Annotated in this window: 12 protein-coding genes; 8 read left to right on the top strand and 4 right to left on the bottom strand. The window is 68.6% G+C overall.

Annotated features, from left to right (window positions below; all coding sequences use genetic code 11):
* Positions 1–9 precede the first annotated feature (9 nt).
* A complete protein-coding gene (secA, locus tag ABD784_RS03485; RefSeq protein ID WP_344879981.1) occupies positions 10–2,730 on the top strand; it encodes a preprotein translocase subunit SecA in 2,721 nt (906 codons plus the stop codon).
* Between the two features lie 84 nt (positions 2,731–2,814).
* Here the strand turns inward: secA and ABD784_RS03480 are convergent, their stop codons facing one another.
* Positions 2,815–3,408 (bottom strand): Rv3235 family protein, encoded by a 594-nt coding sequence (locus ABD784_RS03480; protein WP_344879978.1) that lies wholly within the window; start codon positions 3,406–3,408, stop codon positions 2,815–2,817.
* A gap of 291 nt (positions 3,409–3,699) precedes the next feature.
* Positions 3,700–4,533 carry a LysM peptidoglycan-binding domain-containing protein gene (locus ABD784_RS03475; RefSeq protein WP_344879975.1) on the bottom strand — a complete coding sequence of 278 codons (834 nt, stop codon included), beginning with the start codon at positions 4,531–4,533 and terminating at the stop codon, positions 3,700–3,702.
* 247 nt (positions 4,534–4,780) lie between these two features.
* Here ABD784_RS03475 and ABD784_RS03470 point away from each other — a divergent pair, with 247 nt between their 5' ends.
* The 5 genes from ABD784_RS03470 to ABD784_RS03450 all read left to right on the top strand — a co-directional run bounded on the left by ABD784_RS03470 (position 4,781) and on the right by ABD784_RS03450 (position 13,717).
* The gene (locus tag ABD784_RS03470; protein ID WP_344879972.1) at positions 4,781–5,332 is read left to right on the top strand and encodes a hypothetical protein; all 552 of its coding nucleotides are present in this window, start codon (positions 4,781–4,783) and stop codon (positions 5,330–5,332) included.
* Between the two features lie 127 nt (positions 5,333–5,459).
* The gene (locus ABD784_RS03465) at positions 5,460–6,110 is read left to right on the top strand and encodes an SAF domain-containing protein (protein ID WP_344879969.1); all 651 of its coding nucleotides are present in this window, start codon (positions 5,460–5,462) and stop codon (positions 6,108–6,110) included.
* Complete coding sequence (locus ABD784_RS03460; protein WP_344879965.1) at positions 6,107–7,366, top strand: AAA family ATPase; 1,260 nt, start codon at positions 6,107–6,109, stop codon at positions 7,364–7,366. The genes ABD784_RS03465 and ABD784_RS03460 overlap by 4 nt, the downstream gene beginning before the upstream one ends.
* A 68-nt stretch (positions 7,367–7,434) precedes the next feature.
* Positions 7,435–12,255: an NAD-glutamate dehydrogenase gene (locus tag ABD784_RS03455; RefSeq protein WP_344879963.1), complete on the top strand. Its 4,821-nt coding sequence runs from the start codon at positions 7,435–7,437 to the stop codon at positions 12,253–12,255.
* Position 12,256: 1 nt separating this feature from the next.
* Positions 12,257–13,717 (top strand): sensor histidine kinase, encoded by a 1,461-nt coding sequence (locus tag ABD784_RS03450; protein WP_344879960.1) that lies wholly within the window; start codon positions 12,257–12,259, stop codon positions 13,715–13,717.
* A gap of 99 nt (positions 13,718–13,816) precedes the next feature.
* Here the strand turns inward: ABD784_RS03450 and ABD784_RS03445 are convergent, their stop codons facing one another.
* On the bottom strand, positions 13,817–15,364 hold the full coding sequence (locus ABD784_RS03445; RefSeq protein ID WP_344879956.1) for a LysM peptidoglycan-binding domain-containing protein: 1,548 nt from the start codon (positions 15,362–15,364) through the stop codon (positions 13,817–13,819).
* 351 nt (positions 15,365–15,715) lie between these two features.
* Here ABD784_RS03445 and ABD784_RS03440 point away from each other — a divergent pair, with 351 nt between their 5' ends.
* Positions 15,716–16,069 carry an Rv2175c family DNA-binding protein gene (locus ABD784_RS03440; RefSeq protein WP_344881283.1) on the top strand — a complete coding sequence of 118 codons (354 nt, stop codon included), beginning with the start codon at positions 15,716–15,718 and terminating at the stop codon, positions 16,067–16,069.
* A gap of 7 nt (positions 16,070–16,076) precedes the next feature.
* On the opposite strand, the gene ABD784_RS03435 is transcribed toward ABD784_RS03440, so the two are convergent.
* Positions 16,077–17,186: a polyprenyl synthetase family protein gene (locus ABD784_RS03435; RefSeq protein WP_344879953.1), complete on the bottom strand. Its 1,110-nt coding sequence runs from the start codon at positions 17,184–17,186 to the stop codon at positions 16,077–16,079.
* A gap of 74 nt (positions 17,187–17,260) precedes the next feature.
* On the opposite strand from ABD784_RS03435, the gene dinB reads away from it, so the two are divergent.
* A complete protein-coding gene (dinB, locus tag ABD784_RS03430; protein ID WP_344879950.1) occupies positions 17,261–18,460 on the top strand; it encodes a DNA polymerase IV in 1,200 nt (399 codons plus the stop codon).
* The last annotated feature ends 110 nt before the right edge of the window (positions 18,461–18,570 follow it).

Genomic DNA, 18,570 nt, shown 5'->3' with positions numbered 1-18,570 from the left:
AGCTACCACGTGGCGTCACTGCTAGAACGCGTCCTACGTACCGGCGACAAGAAGACCCTCAAGCGTCTTCGCGGGTATGTCAGCGCAATCAACGCACTCGAGGAGGAGTTCCGGTCCATGACGGACACGGAACTCCGCGCTGAGACCGACAGTTTCAAGAAGCGCATCGCCGACGGCGAATCCCTCGACGCCCTCCTGCCGGAGGCCTTCGCCGCCGTGCGGGAGGCGGCCGATCGCACGCTCGGCATGCGCCACTTCGATGTGCAGCTGATGGGCGGGGCGGCCCTGCACCTGGGGAACATCGCAGAGATGAAGACCGGTGAGGGCAAGACCCTCGTGGCGACGGCCCCGGCCTACCTCAACGCCCTGACCGGGCGCGGCGTCCACATCGTGACGACCAACGACTTCCTCGCCGAGTACCAGTCCGACCTGATGGGACGCGTCTTCCGTTTCCTCGGTCTGACGAGCGGCTGCATCCTCTCGAAGCAGGATCCGGCGGCCCGGCGCCAGCAGTACCAGGCGGACATCACCTACGGCACGAACAACGAGTTCGGATTCGACTATCTGCGCGACAACATGGCGTGGTCGAGGGACGAGCTCGTCCAGCGGGACCACAACTTCGCCATCGTCGACGAGGTCGACTCCATCCTGATCGACGAGGCGCGTACCCCGTTGATCATCTCCGGGCAGGCGCAGGGCGACGTGAACCGGTGGTTCGCCGAGTTCGCCCGCATCGTCCAGCGCCTCGAGCTCGGCTCCGACTACGAGGTGGACGTCAAGAAGCGCACGGTCGGCGTTCTCGAGCCCGGCATCGAGAAGGTGGAGGACTACCTCGGCATCCACAACCTCTACGAGACGGCGAACACGCCGCTCATCGGGTTCCTGAACAACGCGATCAAGGCCAAGGAGCTGTTCACGAAGGACAAGGACTACGTCGTCATCGGCGGCGAGGTCCTCATCGTGGACGAGCACACGGGCCGCACCCTGGCCGGGCGTCGCTACAACGAGGGCATGCACCAGGCGATCGAGGCCAAGGAGGGGGTGCAGATCAAGGCCGAGAACCAGACCATGGCCACCGTGACGCTGCAGAACTACTTCCGCCTCTACGAGAAGCTGTCCGGCATGACGGGCACGGCCACCACCGAGGCCGGTGAGTTCATGGGGACGTACAAGCTCGGCGTGGTCGAGATCCCCACCAACCGCCCGATGCAGCGCAAGGACCAGGCGGATCTCATCTACAAGAACGAGGTCGCCAAGTTCGACGCCGTCGTCGAGGACCTCGTGGAGCGGCACTCGGCGGGCCAGCCCGTGCTGGTCGGCACCACGAGCGTCGAGAAGAGCGAGTACCTCTCGCGGAAGCTCGCGAAGGCCGGCGTGCGGCACGAGGTGCTCAATGCCAAGCAGCATGCGCGGGAGGCCGGCATCGTCGCTCAGGCCGGCCGCAAGGGCGCCGTCACCGTCGCCACCAACATGGCAGGTCGCGGCACGGACATCATGCTCGGCGGCAACGCCGAGTTCCTGGCGGTCGCCGAGATGAACCGCCGCGGACTGGACCCGGAGGAGAACGCCGAGGAGTACGAGCGCGTCTGGGACGACGTCTTCTCGCAGTGCAAGGCGAAGGTCGAGGCGGAGGCCGAGGAGGTGCGCAGCCTCGGCGGGCTCTACGTCCTCGGTACGGAGCGGCACGAGTCCCGCCGCATCGACAACCAGCTCCGCGGCCGTTCCGGCCGTCAGGGAGATCCCGGCGAGTCGCGGTTCTACCTCTCCATGACCGATGAGCTGATGCGCCGCTTCAACGCGGCCGCGGCCCAGCGGATCATGAACAATCCCAACCTTCCCGACGACATGGCGCTCGAGTCCAAGATCGTCTCCAAGGCCATCGAGACGGCTCAGGCGCAGGTCGAGTCGACCAACGCCGAGCAGCGCAAGAACGTCCTGAAGTACGACGACGTCCTGAACCGTCAGCGCGAGGCCATCTACACCGACCGCCGCCGGATCCTCGACGGCGACAACCTGCACGAGAAGGTCCAGCATTTCCTCGAGGACGTCATCAACGCCATGGTGGCGGAGGCGACTGCCGAGCGGAACCCGGATGACTGGAACCTGGAGCAGCTCTGGATCAACCTCAAGCAGCTCTACCCGGTCAGCATCAGCCTCGACGAGGTGGCCGAGGAGGTTGGCGGTCGCGGCAACATCACCGCGAGCCTCCTGAAGGAGGAACTGCTCTCTGACGCGCGCCTGCAGTACCAGGCGCGGGAGGACTCGATCGGCGAGGAGAACATGCGGGAGCTGGAGCGCCGCGTGGTCCTGAGCGTCATCGGTCGGAAGTGGCAGGAGCATCTCTACGAGATGGACTACCTGAAGGAGGGCATCGGCCTGCGAGCGATGGCTCAGCGCGACCCCCTGGTGGAGTACCAGCGCGAGGGCTACGTCCTCTTCCAGACCATGATGGAGTCCATCCGCGAGGAGAGCGTCGGCATGCTCTTCAACATCAAGGTCGAGACCAAGCCCGCCGCCCCCGCCGTCAATCTGCCGGGCGTCACCGACGGGCGCTCCGCGGCCGCAGCTCCGACACTGTCGACACCGGGCCTCGACGCGCCGGCCAAGCCGGCGTCGTTGCGCTACACCGCGCCGAGCGAGACCGGCGAGGCCGCCACGAAGGAGGAGCGGCAGGCCGCCGCCGAGCCGGCGAACCGGGCGGAGCGCCGAACCAAGAAGAAGAACAAGTAGTCCCTGCCACTGGGGTCCTGTCCCGGCCGTCGGCCGTGGCAGGACCCCAGTGGCGTGTCCGCTGCTCGAGGTCGGGAAGCGGGCTCAGCCGAGTTCCAGCGCGCAGACCTTCCACTGCCCGCGGCGCTTCTCCAGGCGCACGGCGGCAGCGCGGAGTCGGCCGCCGACATTGACGATCACGGACGCCTCGTAGGTCTGCGCCGCGACCCGGCAGACGCGTAGCCGCTGGACCGGGGTCTGCGTCGGACGGGTGGCGCCCCGCGGGGCGTTGGGCCCGCTGCGGGCTGTGGCCGGAGCAGGGTGGAGCGAGGCCGCCGGCATTCGCGGATTGACCGGTTGTCCGAAGACGATCTCGAGTCGCTGCTGCAGCCGCTCGAAGGTGGGCGCGTCGAGCCACCGGCTGAGCTGGACCAGCGGGCGCACGCCCGCCAGGACCTCGAAAGTCGATTGTCCGACCAGCCGGACCACCTGGGCGACGTGGCGCTGCTCCTCGCGGAGCGCTTCGCTTCGACGCGCCCGCCGTTCGGACTCCGCCTCATCGGTCCGCTGCCGCTCGCGCGTCCGCCGGATGTGCTCGGCGACCAGCGTCGAGGTGGTGGCCTGAGCTGCCGTCCCTCGTTCCCCGTCGTCCTGGGCCGCAGCACCGGGCGTCTCCTGAGGCTCCGCTGACGGCGCCACCCAGGGAGCGACATCGGCGAATCTCCGGACTGGCGCGGTGGCAGCGCCTGGCGCCGGCGTTTCGTCGAGGCGGATGAGTCGCAGCCTGGGGTGCCCGTTCTCGCGGCCGCTTCCTTCGGCTGCGGTGTCCGGGGAAGGGGACGGTTCAGAGCTGCGGTGGGCTATCGCGGTCATGGGAACTCCTCGGGTGGGTGAGCTGGGAAGACTCGAATGATGGGGGGCGGCAGCAGGTCGCTGCAGCGGTGTCGATTGACCTCTCCGTGTCGACGCGGAGCAGGGGAGGGGTAGCGCCTAGCCCGTCGGCGGTCGTAGCGCCATTCCGGGGTGGAGACTGTTCGGATCCGAGCCGATCACCCCCAGATTCGCGTGGTACCAGCGTGGCCATTCCTCCGCGATGTCGAGGTCCGACGCGTCCGGGCCGAGGTGCCGGGCAGCCAGGCTCCAGAGCGTGTCGCCCGGCCTGACGACGACTTCGTCGGAAACGGGGCGGGTCGGGCCGAGCACGCGCTCCAGGGCGGGTGGCGGCGGGGCAGGCCGCCAGGCCGGGTCCGGGGCCTCGAGGGGCCGGGACGTGCTGCTGTGACCGCGGTCTGCGCCGGTCGGCGTCACCCACCCCGGAGACGGTGCGGTGGCCGGCGTCGCTGTTCCGGCGGCGACGGACTCGATGGCAGCAGGCTCAGTCCCCGATGCGCCGAACGCGGCCGGGGCCGTGGCCACATTGAAGCAGACGACGAGCGCGGCGATCCTGCGCATGTGCGACGGAGCGAGCCGGTCGATCCCCGACGCGAGCCGGGGAAGCCGGATCCGCCGGAGGCATGCGCCGAGAACTGCCAGGGCGAGAGTGCCAGCCCACCACAGGCAGGCGAGGGCGGCTACTGCGGCCAGGAATGCGACGACGGCCGCCTGGAGGCCGGATTCCGAGACCTGCTGTGGGAGCAGCAGGAGCGCGTCCCAGGGCTGCGAGTCGAGATGGGATCGTGCCGCCGCGAGGACTACAGGCATGACGCAGAACGGGATGAGGGCGAGCACCACGTCCGACGGGAGGGGCTTTCCCGGGCGGGTGCTGGTTTCCTCCTCCGTTTCGTCGAGCAGGGGCTCCGGCCCGGACGCCAGTGCGGTTCGCATCGGATTTCCTTTCCCGCGCAGATCGACTCCTCGGCGAACGAGTGACTCCTCGTGGCCGGCCGCAGCTGCCCACGGATCTGTACGAATCATTTTGATGCTGTTTGATGTTCTTTCATCCTGACAGCTGCGTTGGGTGCTTGTCCAGACGTTTGGCTCTCTTGGTCGTCGACCGGTCCGCTCAGGAGGCTCTGCGCACTCCACGCCGGATCCAGAGCGGCGACCCCGGACTGCCGCTAGGCTTGCCCGCATGAGATGGGACTCGCTCTTCGCCGACCTGGAGGCTCAACTCGAGGCCGAGGCGGTCCACGATCGGGCCGCCGAGGTCCAGGAGATGGTGCGGATCGAGAAGTCGCAGGTCGCGCTCGCCGCGCGCCTGGTGGCCTGGGTCGGGCAGTCGGTCGACGCGACGACGCTGGGTGGCCAGCGGTTCTCCGGAGTGCTCTCCCATGTCGGTACCGGGTGGATCACGCTGGGCGCGGCACCGCTCGAGTACCTGCTGTTGACGTCCGCAGTGCGCAGCCTGGTTGCCGACGGGGAGCGCGTCGCGCCCGAGTCCGACCTCCGGCAGACCAAGATCAGCCTGCGGATGGCGCTGCGGGCCGTGGCCCGCGACCGAGCGCCCGTGACGATCTACGCGGTCGATGGTTCGGCGGCAGCGACGGGCACTGTCGATTATGTCGGCGTCGACTTCATCCAGATCGCCGCGCACTCCGTGGGCGAGTATGTCTCCAACTCCCGGATCGTGGCGCGTCACGTACTGCCGCTGTCCGGTGTCGCCGCCCTGCAGCGGACCGTCTGAGGTTGTCCACAGTGCGTGTAGTCGATATCACCTCGCGCGGGGCCTCCGAATAGGCTGGGGGCCAGACCGACCGCCGAACCGGATGCCTCTGTCATGGCCCCGAGGAGGCAGACGAGAGGACGAGGGATTGAGCTCCGCGACACCGAACGCCGACACCGCGCGCCTGCGCCGACCCGGTTGGAGGGATCCACGACTGCTGATCGGCCTGCTGCTGGTCATCGGGTCCATCATCGGCGTCGTGGCGCTGGTGGGGGCGCTGGACCGCACAGTGCCCGTGTATGCGGCGAGTGAGGACATCTCGCTCGGCGACCCTGTCGGGACCGAGAACCTGGAGATCGCGGAGGTGCGAATCGACGGCCTCGAGGAGCGGTACCTGACGGCCGACGAGGAGGTCCCGGACGGGCTGCGATCGAGCGTCTTCATCGGCGCCGGCGAGCTCGTCCCCCGGCGGGCCCTGAAGCAGGGCGACCCCCTCGGGCGGAAACCCGTCGCTGTCGGCATCGACGGCACGGTCGCGGATGCGATCGTCGCCGGTTCGCACGTCGATGTCTGGGCGGCTGCCCAGGACGATGCGGGGCGGTCCTACGAGGAGCCGGAACGGCTGCTGGAGGGCATCGAAGTCGCAGGACGGGAGAGCGTCGAATCCGCCTTCGGGGGAACGAGTGGGACAGAGCTGGAGCTGCTCGTCACCGACGAGCAGCTTCCCGACCTCTTGGACGTCCTCGCGAACGAAGCGAAGGTCACCGTGGTCTACAGCCCGGCCGGAGGCTCGGAATGAGCGTGTCCGTCGTCGTGTGGGGGGACTCCTTCGGCGTCTGCGACGGCATCGAGGCACTCCGGGGCGAGGTGACGGTCGCCCGCCAGTGCGGGGAGCTGGCCGAGACCCTCGCGCTCGTCGAATCGGGACTCGCTGACGCAGCCCTGCTCGCGGGGCCGGCCTCCGACGTCGATGCCGCCGTCGTGGACGGCCTCCGCGAGAGGGGTGCCGCAGTCGTTGCGCTCGTCGACGACCCGGGGGAGCGGTCGCGGCTGAGCGGCTACGGAGCCGTCTGCGAGTCCGTCACGGCCTCGCCCCAGGCGCTCGCCGACCTCCTCGAGCTCGTGGCGGCCAGTGGACCCCGGATCCAGCCCGTCGTGCCACGGACCGCGGCCCCGGCTGAACCCGCATCCAGGGCCGGCCGGGGCCAGATCATCGCGGTCTGGGGTCCGCACGGCTCGCCGGGGCGCACCACCGTGGCGGTCAACTACGCGGTCGAGGCGAGTCTGGCCGGTTCGCGGGTAGCCCTCGTCGACGCCGACACCTACGGGGCGAGCGTCTCCGTGCTGCTCGGTCTCATGGAGGAGTCGGCCGGAATCGCACAGCTGTGCCGCCTCTCGGATCAAGGCGTCCTGGACGGGGAGAGCTGGCAGCGCGCCTGCCCGCTCCTGACCGTCGCCGGTGCCCGGCTCAGGGTCGCCACGGGCCTGCCACGACCCAACCGCTGGCCCGAGCTCCGGCCCGCGTCCCTCCGGCGGGTCCTCGAGCATCTGACCGCGGCCGTGGACGTCGTGGTCGTCGATGTGGCGCCCTATCTCGACGTCGACGAGGACCTCTCCTTCGACACGACGGCGCCACAACGGAACGCCGCCACGCTCGCGGTGCTGGAGCGCGCCGATGAGATCCTCGCGGTGGGCCAGGCGGACAGTGTCGGCGTCCCGCGTCTGATCAAGGCCCTCGACCGCCTGTCGGAGACGCTCCCGGACGCGATGCCGCGGATCGTCTTCAACAAGGTCGCCCGGGCGGCGCTCGGCCCCAACCCCGAACGGCAGCTGCGCGAGACGTGGTCGCGCTTCGGACCGGGCGCCCCCCTCCGGGGGTATCTTCCCTGGGATCCCGGGGCCGCAGCCGAGGCGCTGCTGGCCGGGACCGCCTTCGCCGAGTCGTCCCCGGAGGCCCCGCTTCGAGCGGGCATCGCGCAGCTGGCCGGGCACGATGTGGTGGCCCGGAAGCGGCTCTTCGGGCGCCGACGCGCGGCAGATGGGACACGCTCCTGAACAGCGTTAGGCTGGACCCATCATGCCGACACTGATCGGCCGAAATACTGACGCGGAGGCGCAATAGAATGTCGACTGGGTCCAGCAAAGCCGAACGGTTCATTGCTGACACACTGACACCAGAATTCGTCCGGGCCTACTACGGGCACCTCACGGAAGACGAGGCGAAGAGCTACAGCGACGTAGACCTTCAGGCCCGAACCCGGACACACCTAGAAATCGGCTTCGAGCGGTCCTCGAAGCAGGCGCGCATCGAGGTTCGGAACGTCGGCGGCGCGACCGTCGTGTTCGTTGTCAATGACGACATGCCATTCCTCGTGGACTCGGTCGTTGCCGAGATCGTCCGCCAGCAGCATGCGATCACGCTGGTCACGCACCCGACGTTCGTGGCGCGGCGTGAACTGGCCGACGGCCGTCTGACCTGCTTGGACCCGGTGTCGACCGCATCGCCGATCTCCAGCGGCGACACGGCGACGCTGCCGAACCTCGCTCGCTACCTGGATGACGCGGACGGGCAGACCCAGGTCGAGTCCTGGATCGCGGTCGAGCTGGGCCGTGAGCTCGGGGCAGAGGCAGCCGACGAACTCGTCGAGGGCCTCAGCGCCGCGCTGGTGGACGTCCGGTTCTCGGTCGAGGACTGGCAGCTCATGCGCAACAAGGTGCACGAGATCGCTACCGAGCTCGACGAACGCAAGGATCGGCTGCCGGTGCCGGAGCTCGGCGAGGCGGCCGGGCTGCTGCGTTGGCTCGACGACGGCCACTTCACCTTCCTGGGCTATCGGGAGTACACGCTCGTGGATCTCGACGGCGAGGACGCCCTCGAGATCCAGGTCGACAGCAGTCTGGGCCTGATGCGCCGCACGACGCCGGACAACCTCCTTCAGCGCCTCAATCCGGAGGGGCTCAAGCACGCACGCGAACCGCGCCCCCTGGTGATCACGAAGGCGAACCGCCGCTCGCGGGTCGACCGCAGCGTGTATCTGGACTACATCGGCGTGAAGTCCTTCGACGAGCAGGGCAATGTCACTGGCGAGCGTCGCTTCATCGGGCTGTTCGCCTCGAGCGCCTACATCCGCTCCGTGCGCGAGATCCCGGTCATCCGCCACAAGGTCGACTCCGTCCGGAGGCGTGCCGGATTCGCTGCCGAATCGCACTCGGGCAAGGATCTCGTCTCCATTCTGGAGGCGTATCCCCGCGACGAGCTCTTCCAGATCGAGGAGGACGACCTCTACGAGACCGTCATGGGAATCCTGCGTCTGCAGGAGCGGCGAGTGACGCGGCTCTTCCTCCGCCCGGACACGTACGGGCGGTTCATGTCGGCCATGGTCTTCGTGCCCAGGGACCGGTACACCACCGGCGTCCGTCGCCGTATCGAGAACGAACTGAAGCAGGCGCTCGGCGCCGAGTCCCTCGACTTCGAGGTGCGGATGACCGAGTCCGCCCTCGTCCGGGTCTTCTTCCGAATCCGCCTGCCCAAGGGCGGGGTGGTTCCCGAGGTCGACCGCTCCGAGCTCGAGGGCAGCATCGCCCGTGCGGTGCGTTCCTGGCCCGAGGGCGTCACCGACGCGCTCGCAGAGCGCGACCCGGACGGGGCGCGCGATCTGGCGGCGAACTGGGCCGACGCGTTCCCGGCGACGTATCGAGTCGCCTTCGAGGTCGAGGACGCGCTGGCCGACATCGCGGAGTTCACCCGCCTGGAGTCCGCGGACCACCGCGGACCCGTCGTCCGCGTCGAGCCGGCCTCGGACCGGGAGTCGGGCGTCACTGCCCGACTGAAGATCTACGTCGACGAGACGATGTCGCTGAGCCGCATCCTCCCCGTCCTCTCCAATCAGGGTCTCGAGGTGATCGACGAGACGCCGTACGCCGTCCAGCGCGGCGACGGGAAGGGCTTCTTCCTCTACGTCTTCGGCCTCCGCTACCCGGACGGGGCCGATGTCGAGGCGACCAACGAGCTGCTCAGCGAGGCCTATCGGGCGGTCGCCCTGGGCGAGGCGGAGTCGGACAACTTCGATCGGCTGATCCTGACGCAGGGCATGACCTGGCACCAGGTCTCCATACTGCGCGCCTACGCCAAGTACCTGCGCCAGCTCGGAAACGCCAACTCCTTCGAGTTCATGGGAGACACCCTGTTGGCGAACCCGGCCGTGGCGCGGGCGCTGCTGGATGTCTTCGAGGCGACCTTCGAGCCCGGACAGGTCGAGCAGGCCCGCGAAGAGCGGATTCAGCGGGCCCAGGACGAGCTGGCCACGCACCTCGAGTCCGTGGCGACTCTGGATGCTGACCGTCTGCTGCGACGCTTCGCGAACGTCATCGACGCGACGCTCCGAACCAATTACTACCGCAGGACTCGCTCGGCGCTCGCGTTCAAGGTCGCACCAGAAAGGATCGAGGGCGCACCCTTCCCCCGGCCCGAGTTCGAGATCTGGGTGTACTCGCCGAAGGTGGAGGGAGTCCACCTTCGCTTCGGCGCCGTCGCACGCGGTGGACTCCGCTGGTCCGACCGCCGGGAGGACTTCCGGACCGAGGTCCTGGGTCTGGTCAAGGCGCAGGTCACCAAGAATGCCGTCATCGTCCCCGAAGGGGCCAAGGGCGGATTCTTCGCGAAGCAGCTGCCGGATCCGGGCAAGGACCGGAGCGCATGGATGGAAGCCGGAAAGGATGCCTACCGGGTCTTCATCCGCGCACTGCTGTCCGTGACCGACAACCTGGACATCGCAGCCGACGGGACGCAGACGGTCATCCCACCGGAGAACGTCGTCCGGCTCGATGGTGACGACAGCTACCTCGTCGTTGCAGCCGACAAGGGGACGGCCTCGTTCTCCGACATCGCGAACGAGATCTCGCTGGAGGAGGACCACTGGCTCGGCGACGCGTTCGCCTCCGGCGGGTCCGTCGGCTACGACCACAAGGCCATGGGCATCACCGCGCGTGGCGCTTGGGAGTCGGCCAAGCGCCACTTCAGCAGCTTCGGCCACGACACCCAGACGGAGGACTTCACTGTCGCCGGCGTCGGCGACATGAGCGGCGATGTCTTCGGCAACGGCATGCTGCAATCGGAGCACATCCGGCTCGTGGCCGCCTTCGACCACCGCCACATCTTCGTGGACCCGAATCCGGACGCGGCCGCGTCCTTCGCTGAGCGGCAGAGGCTCTTCGAACTGCCGCGCTCCAGCTGGGCGGACTACAACACGGAGCTGATCAGCCAGGGCGGCGGGGTGTTCCCCCGTCAGTCCAAGACCATCCCGATCAGCCCTGAGATCCGCGTGGCGCTCGGACTGGACGAGGAGACCACGGAGATGTCGCCGCCCGAGTTGCTGCGCGCCATCCTGCTGGCGCCGGTCGATCTGTTCTACAACGGCGGCATCGGCACGTACGTGAAGGGCAGCACCGAGTCCAACGCCAGCGTGGGGGACCGTGCGAACGACGCCATCCGCGTCGACGGTGCCGACGTTCGCGCCAAGGTCATCGTCGAGGGCGGGAACCTGGGCCTGACCCAGCTCGGCCGCATCGAGGCGGCCATGAACGGGACCCTGGTCAATACCGACTCGATCGACAACTCGGCCGGTGTCGACTGCTCCGACCACGAGGTCAACATCAAGATCCTCGTGGACCGGCTCGTCGCCGCAGGCAAGCTCGATGCGGCTGATCGCGCGGCATTCATCGAATCCATGTCGGACGAGGTCGCCGCCCTCGTGCTCGGGACGAACTTCGCCCAGAACGTGCTCCTGGTCAACGAGCGCCAGCGCATGAAGCAGTGGAACTCCAGCTACGACCGCCTCATGGACTGGCTCGAGGCCACCGCCGGGCTCGATCGCCAGCTGGAGTTCCTGCCGACGTCGGACGAGCTCCGGGCGCGTGGCGAACGCGGATTGACGTCGCCTGAGCTGAGCGTCCTGACCGCGTACGCCAAGCTGCAGTTGACGAACGCGCTTACCCAGGCGGAGATCGGCGACGACCGCTACTTCGACCGGTTGCTCCTCGAGTACTTCCCGGAGCAGCTCCGCGAGCGGTTCCCGGACGAGGTGCTCTCGCACCCGCTGCGCAACGAGATCATCGCGATGCGCGTCGCCAACGACATCGTCAACATCGGCGGTATCACGTACGCCTTCCGCGTCATCGAGGAGATGAACGTCTCCGAGGCCTCGGTGGCACGTGCGTTCGTGGTCCTGCGTGAGGTCTTCGATCTCGACGGCCTGATCGACGCCGTGCACCAGTTGCCGGCATCGTTCCCCACGGATGCGTGGAGCGACATCCAATTGGACACCCGCCGCCTGCTCGACCGGGCCACGCGTTGGTTCGTCTCGCACGTGAGCATCGACGATCTCGCCGCGACGATCGAGGCCTTCAAGCCGACGGTCCAGGGACTCACCGCCCAGGTCGGATCGCTGCTGCATGGTGCGGACGCCGAGCGAGTACGGGCCCACCACGAGCACGCACTCGAGCTCGGGGCCACGGAAGACATCGCGCGACGCTGGGCCGAGCAGTTCGAGACGTTCCCCCTGCTGGACATCGCCCAGACGGCCCACCGCGAGGACGTCGACGCCAAGCGGCTCGCAGCGGTGTACTACGCCGTCTACGAGCGGTTCTCCATCGACGAGCTGCTGGTCCGGATCTCGAGTCTCCCGCGTGAGGACCGGTGGCAGGCCCTGGCCCGGGCCGGACTCCGGGACGACGTGTACACGACGGTCCTGGACATCACGGTCGGAGCGCTGCGTCTGGCCCCGGAGGCGGATCCCTACGACGCTCTCGAGGCGTGGGAGCACGAGCATGCTCGCGGCCTGACGCGGGTGCGTCGTGTATTCGAGGAGATGAGCAGCCAGCAGCGCGACGATATGGCTCCGCTGTCCGTCTCGCTCCGGATGCTGCGATCGATCGTCCGGAGGTAGCGTGGCGATCATTACGGATGTCGTCCGGGACTATGCGGATTTCGGACCAGGCGACGAGGACTGGCTCCACCTGCTGGTGGGGGACTGGCAGCTCATCGCCGATCTGGCGTTCGCGGACCTGGTGCTGTGGCACCCGGCCCCGGACCATTCGTACATCGCGCTCGCCCATGTGCGCCCGTCGACGAGCCACACCGTGTTCCACACGGACTTCGTCGGTGAACGCGTCCGCAAGGACCTGAAGTCCTTCGTGGACGACGCGTGGAGGACGGGCACCGTCCAGGAGACGAGCGGGGATGGCTCGATGCACATCGAGGCCGTCCCGCTCCTCCGCGGCGGGCGTGTGCTGGCCGTGCTGACGAGCCACACGGACGTCGGGGGCTCCCGCCTGCCCTCGAGGCTGGAGATCACGTACCGACAGTGCGCCCGGGACGTCCTCAGGATGTGTCATCTCGGCATCTGGCCGGACTTCACCTCCCCGACCGGCTCGCGCCGCGGTGCACCGCGCGTCGGGGACGGGATGATCCGACTCGATGCGACCGGGGCGGTGGAGTACGCCAGCCCCAACGGGGTCTCGGCGTTCCGCCGCCTCGGCGGCAGCGAGAGTCTGGAGGGGCGTTCCCTGTCCGAGTTCGCCACGATGCTGATGAAGGACCGACGGATGTCCGACGAGGCGCTTCCGCTCGTCCTGGCCGGCAAGATGCCGTGGCGGAGCGAGATCTCCTCCGACGGCGTCACGTTGTCCCTGCGCGCGATCCCGCTCCGCGATCGCGAGAAGCGTTACGGGGCGATCGTCCTCTGCCGCGATGTCACCGAACTGCGCCGACGGGAGATGGAGCTCGTCACGAAGGACGCGACGATTCGCGAGATCCACCACCGCGTGAAGAACAACCTCCAGACGGTGGCCGCCCTGCTGCGCATGCAGGCGCGCCGGATGAAGAGCGAGGAGGGCAAGCAAGGGCTCGATCAGGCGATGCGCCGGGTGGCGACCATCGCCCTGGTGCACGAGACCCTGTCGCAGGGCCTCGCCCAGAGCGTCGACTTCGACGACCTCATCGACCGTCAGTTCAGGCTCGCCGCGGAGGTCGCCTCGCCCGGGCAGGTCGTCCGGACGGAGCGCACGGGAAGCTTCGGAGCCCTCCCGAGCGAGATCGCCACGCCCTTGTCCCTGGTCATCAACGAGCTGGTCGCGAACGCCGTCGAGCACGGGCTGGGCGAGCGCGACGGCACGATCACGCTCGAAGCGGAGCGGACCGTGGAACCCACGGGACGCCAGGTGCTGACTGTCTCCATCGCGGACGACGGGGTGGGGATCGCCGGCGAGCCGGGGGACTCCGGTCTCGGCCTGCAGATCGTGCGGACCCTCGTGACCAGCGAGTTGAGCGGGAGCATCCGTTGGGAGCCCCGCGCGCCATCGGGCACGAAGGTCGTCATCGCTCTTCCGGTGGAGCAGCGCTCGCACTGAGTCCGCGGGAGGAGTCCCGAGGACGGCTTCCCGCCGGACACAGGAGAGGGCGGGTCCGGGAACCGATTCGGTTCCCGGACCCGCCCTCTCGCGTTACGGTCAGAAGCTGGCCATGTGCGTCTTCACGGACTTCACGTAGGACTTCGTGTCGTCGTACATGCCGTTTCGGCGGACCGAGCCCTGCCCTTGGTAGTAGGAGGCAATGCCCTCCTCCAGGGATTCCGACGTCCGCTGCAGGGCGGCGATGATCGCGACGCCGGCGACCACATTGTCGTCGGGATCGAGCAGATCCAGCGGTCGGCCGACCAGCTGCGATGCCCATTCACCCGAGGTCGGGATGACCTGCATGGCTCCGATGGCGTTGGCGGGGGAGACAGCGCTGGGGCTGAACCCGGACTCCTGGTACGCGTGCGCCAACGCCAGAGACGGGTCGACGCCCAGGGACTGGGCGGTCGCGACGATCTTGCTGCGCATCTCCGACCGGCTCGGGAGATCCCGGGACAGGAGGATCGCCTTGTTCTCGTTGGCGCTCCGGACGGTGGCCTCGGGGTACCGGTAGTGGAGGAACGTCGACGGGACCAACTGCCCGCTGGAGGCCGCTGCGGTGGCTCCGCCCGGCACCTTCAGCGTCTGCCCGGGACGGATCACCGACGTCTTCGAGAGGCTGTTGGCTTCGAGGAGCTTGCTCAGTCCCACGCTGTAGGTGCCCGCGATCCCCGAGAGCGTCTCTCCGGAGGCCACAGTGTGCGTGCGGGCCTCGGAGGGCGCTGCTGAGCTCGGAGCCGTCGTCTTGGTCGCTGCGGTGGTGGTCCCGCCGGCGACGGTCAGCTTCTGGCCCGGATGGATCGTGTCGGAGGCGGAGAGTCCGTTGAGGCGCAGGAGCCGGCTGAGCGACATGTCGTGGTTGATCGCGATCCCGCCGAGCGTATCGCCGGCACTCACCGTGTACGAGCCCGTGGAGGCGCTGGAGGCGGTGCTGGTGGACGCCGGCTTGGCCGGTGCGGGGGCGCTGGCGGTCCCGCCGGCGACGGTCAGCTTCTGACCCGGGTAGATGATGGAGGTCTTGCTGAGCCCGCTGTTCAGGCGCAGGAGACGAGCGAGGGACATCTCGTGACGGAGGGCGATCCCACCGAGGGTGTCGCCGGCCTGCACCGAGTACGTCTTCGTCCCGGTGGAGGGGGCGGCTGGGGCGGCTGCCTTCGCGGCGCTACCACCGCTGAGCTTGATCTTCTGTCCGGGGAAGATCGTCGAGGATGCCTCGAGGCCGTTGGCCTTCAGGATGGTGCTCAGTGCGACGCCGGAGCGGATCGCGATGTGGGAGAGGGTGTCGCCCGCCTTGACGGTGACCGTCGAGTTCTTCGCGGCGGGAGCGGGTGCTGCCGGAACCAGGCGTGCCGGCACCTGGGAGGCCGCCAGGCTGGCCGCGATGCGGTGCTGGGCTGCCGCGATGTTCGCTGGAGTCGCGGTCTTGGGTGCGACCGGCGCCTGCGCGGGGGAAGGGGCGGCCACAGCGGGTGCTGCGGCGCCGAACCCGGTCAGCACCACGGCCGGGAGAGTCGCGGCGGCGAGAGTGCTGGAGGCGATCCGGGACCGGCCGGGGCGGCTGGTCGCTGTCCGTGGTGCGCTTGCTGCGTGAGGCTGTGGCATGGGAATCCTCTGCTAGGTCCGAACGCAACGGGCCCGAAGCATCGTCCCCGTGATACTTCTGTGACTCATGTTGCAAGAGTGTCTCTTGTGAATTTACACCATGCCCTCAGACGGGGGAAACCCCTTTGGAGGGCGCAATCCTGCCAGTGTTTCCGCCTATCAGGCGGGGGTGCCGCAGGGAATGTCGGCATCGATGGGGCGCCACAGCACCTCCCTCTCGCAGACGACCGTCCTCCAGGGTGCCGACGACCGGACCGCGCAGGCGGGAACGAGGCCGGAATGCCGCCTACGCGTGACGGAAACGTGACTGATCCGCGCCGTCGGGCCTCCGTGTGTGGCACCCTTGTGCGTGTGAATAACGTTGAAGAACTGGTCGGCGACTGGATGGCACTGCCGGACGTGGCCGAGGCACTCGATCTGAATATCCGCCAGGTCCACACCCTGATCCGCGAGCGCGCGCTGATCGAGCACCGTGTGGGCGAGGGGCGCATCCGCGCGGTGCCCGCCGCATTCCTGATGGACGGGCGGGTGCTCGACAGCCTGAAGGGAACCGCCTCTGTGCTCGCCGACGCCGGATACACCGAGGAGGAGGCCCTGCGTTGGCTCTTCACCGAGGACGATTCCCTTCCCGGTCGGCCGATCGATGCGCTCCGCAGCGGTCGGAAGACGGAAATCCGCCGCCGGGCGCAGGCGCTCGCCTGGTAGCTGCCGTCTAGGCTGTGCGCCTGATCGCTTGCAGCCCGAGTGCGCGCAGCGATGCGACGACCTCCGCCGGTACCGACGGGATACCGGTCAGGAGATCCTCGAGGGCTGCGAAACCGCGTTCCGAGAGCCGATCGATGGAGCTCTCGGTCTCCTCGAGCGCACCGGAGGCCGCGAGGATCGAACACATCCGCCGGACCTCCTCTTCGCGCAGGTCGTCGGCGCCCAGCCGGTCCTGGATGAACTCGGAGTCGTCGGGGTCCGCGAGGCGCAGCGCGTGGGCCACCAGTTCGGTCCGCTTGCCCTCGCGGAGATCGTCTCCAGCCGGCTTGCCGGTGGTGCCGGGATCCCCGAACACACCCAGCACGTCGTCGCGCAGCTGGAAAGCCTCGCCGAGGGGCAGCGCGAAGGTGGAGTAGCGCTGCACGAGGTCATCCGAGATCCCGGCGAGCGTGCCGCCGAGGAGCAGCGGATTCTCGATCGAGTACTTGGCGCTCTTGAAGCGGACCACCGTCCGGGCCCGCTCCAGAGCGGCTTCCGCCCCGTGGGAGGGGCCCGCCGACTCTTCGAGCACGTCGAGGTACTGTCCGGCCATCACCTGCGCTCGCATCGCATCGAAGACCCGGCGGGTCGGTGCCGGGACCGCCATGGTTCCGAACAGCTGTTCGCTGAAGGACAGGCAGAGGTCCCCGGCCAGGACCGCGGCGGCCTCGCCGAAGCGGGCAGCGTCGCGGGCCCAGCGCGACCGGCGGTGGAGCGCTTCGAAGCGGCGATGAACGCTCGGCTGGCCCCGTCGCGTGTCGGAGCGGTCGATGAGATCGTCATGGATGAGCGCGGCGGCCTGGAAGAGCTCGAGCGAGGCTCCGAGACGGACGATGTCGGCCGAACCGGGGTCGCCGCCTCCGCCGAGGAAGCCCAGATAGGCGAAGCGGGCGCGTAGGCGCTTGCCCTGGCGTGCGAGGTCCCTGATGGCGGCCACCAGCTCGTCGGCGTCGGGGGAGATCGCGTAGACGAGCTTCGACTGATCCGTCAGGAATCGCTCGAGCAGCTCGCCGACGCGCCGGACGTACTCTTCGATGCCGAGCGCTCCGGCGCTGACTACAGGGAAATCAGAGGACATTCAGACGCTTCTCACTCGTGCTCGTTCCGGGGGGCGACGCTATGCCGCCAGCTCCACTCTATAGGCTGTGTTCCATGGCCAATCCGGCGCGCGAACGCGCGATCCTCCACGTCGACATGGATGCGTTCTTCGTCTCCGTGGAGCTTCGGGAGCGTCCCGAGCTGCGTGGCCGCCAGGTCATCGTGGGAGCGCCGGAGGGGCGGTCCGTGGTCCTCTCGGCCTCGTACGAGTGTCGCCGGCTGGGCGTCAAGTCTGCGATGCCGATGGCGGCCGCTCTGCGGATGGCGCCGCAGGCCGTGGTGATCCCGCCGCAGCAGCGCGTGTACTCGGCGGTCTCGCAACAGATCATGGCGGTCTTCCGATCCATCACGCCGACCGTGCAGCAGGTCTCCGTCGACGAGGCCTTCCTGGACGTGACGGGGAGCCTCCGGCGCCTCGGCGCCCCACCGCAGATCGCGCAGGACATCCGCGACGCCCTCCGCCGGGAGCTGGACCTGCCCGCCAGTGTCGGAGTGGCGAGGAACATGTTCGTGGCCAAGATCGCCTCGACCCGGGCGAAGCCCGACGGCCTCCTCGTAGTGCCGCCGGCCCGGACCGTGGAATTCCTCCACGAGCTGCCGGTCTCGGCCCTCTGGGGCGTGGGCAGGAAGACCGAGGAGACCCTGGCCACCGCCGGTCTGACGACCGTGCGCGACGTCGCGCAGACGCCGGTGCCGACCCTGACCAGGCTCCTCGGGACCGCCGGAGCACACCTGCACGACCTGGCGTGGGGGATCGACGACCGTCCGGTCTCGCCCCACCGCGAGGAGAAGAGTCTCGGTGCCGAAGAGACCTTCGCCCGCGATGTCGACGATCCCGAGCGGCTCCATTCGGAGTTGCTCCGGCTCGCCTACCGCGTGGCCGAACGCCTGCGCGGGATCGGCAAGAATGCACAGACGGTCGCCATCAAGGTGCGCTACGAGGACTTCCGGACGGTCACCCGGAGCAGGACCCTCGTCCAGCCGTCCTCATCCGCAGTCACGCTCGCCCGGGCCGCGACCGATCTCCTGGACGCGTTGCTGCGGCCCGGCGACCGTATCCGCCTGATCGGCCTCCGTGCGGAGAACCTGACCGCGGAGAAGGGCTTCCAGCTCAGCATCGACCGGGCCGACGCCAACTGGGAACAGGCACAGCAGGCGATGGACCGGATCAAGGCCAAACTGGGCGGGCAGGTGGGTCCCGCGAGCCTCCTGGATGGGCGGCGCCGGGGAGGAGGCTGTGAAGGCGCTCAATAGACTGGTCGGAGCGGCTTCCCCGACTTCCGGTCCTCTTCCCAGTGGACGTATTCTAGAGGTGACGTATTCGAACGACGTCGGGGCCATCCGGAGCACCGGCAGCGGCAGCG

The organism is Zhihengliuella alba (assembly GCF_039538765.1).
GTDB lineage: Bacteria > Actinomycetota > Actinomycetes > Actinomycetales > Micrococcaceae > Zhihengliuella > Zhihengliuella alba.
This window is presented reverse-complemented; position numbering and strand designations above follow the sequence as displayed.

Coding starts and splice junctions, on each gene's coding strand:
- ABD784_RS03475 (WP_344879975.1), bottom strand. CDS start 4,533: ATGCGAACCGCACTGGCGTCCGGGCCGGAGCCCCTGCTCGACGAAACG.
- ABD784_RS03470 (WP_344879972.1), top strand. CDS start 4,781: ATGAGATGGGACTCGCTCTTCGCCGACCTGGAGGCTCAACTCGAGGCC.
- ABD784_RS03460 (WP_344879965.1), top strand. CDS start 6,107: ATGAGCGTGTCCGTCGTCGTGTGGGGGGACTCCTTCGGCGTCTGCGAC.
- ABD784_RS03455 (WP_344879963.1), top strand. CDS start 7,435: ATGTCGACTGGGTCCAGCAAAGCCGAACGGTTCATTGCTGACACACTG.
- ABD784_RS03445 (WP_344879956.1), bottom strand. CDS start 15,364: ATGCCACAGCCTCACGCAGCAAGCGCACCACGGACAGCGACCAGCCGC.
- ABD784_RS03435 (WP_344879953.1), bottom strand. CDS start 17,186: ATGTCCTCTGATTTCCCTGTAGTCAGCGCCGGAGCGCTCGGCATCGAA.
- dinB (WP_344879950.1), top strand. CDS start 17,261: ATGGCCAATCCGGCGCGCGAACGCGCGATCCTCCACGTCGACATGGAT.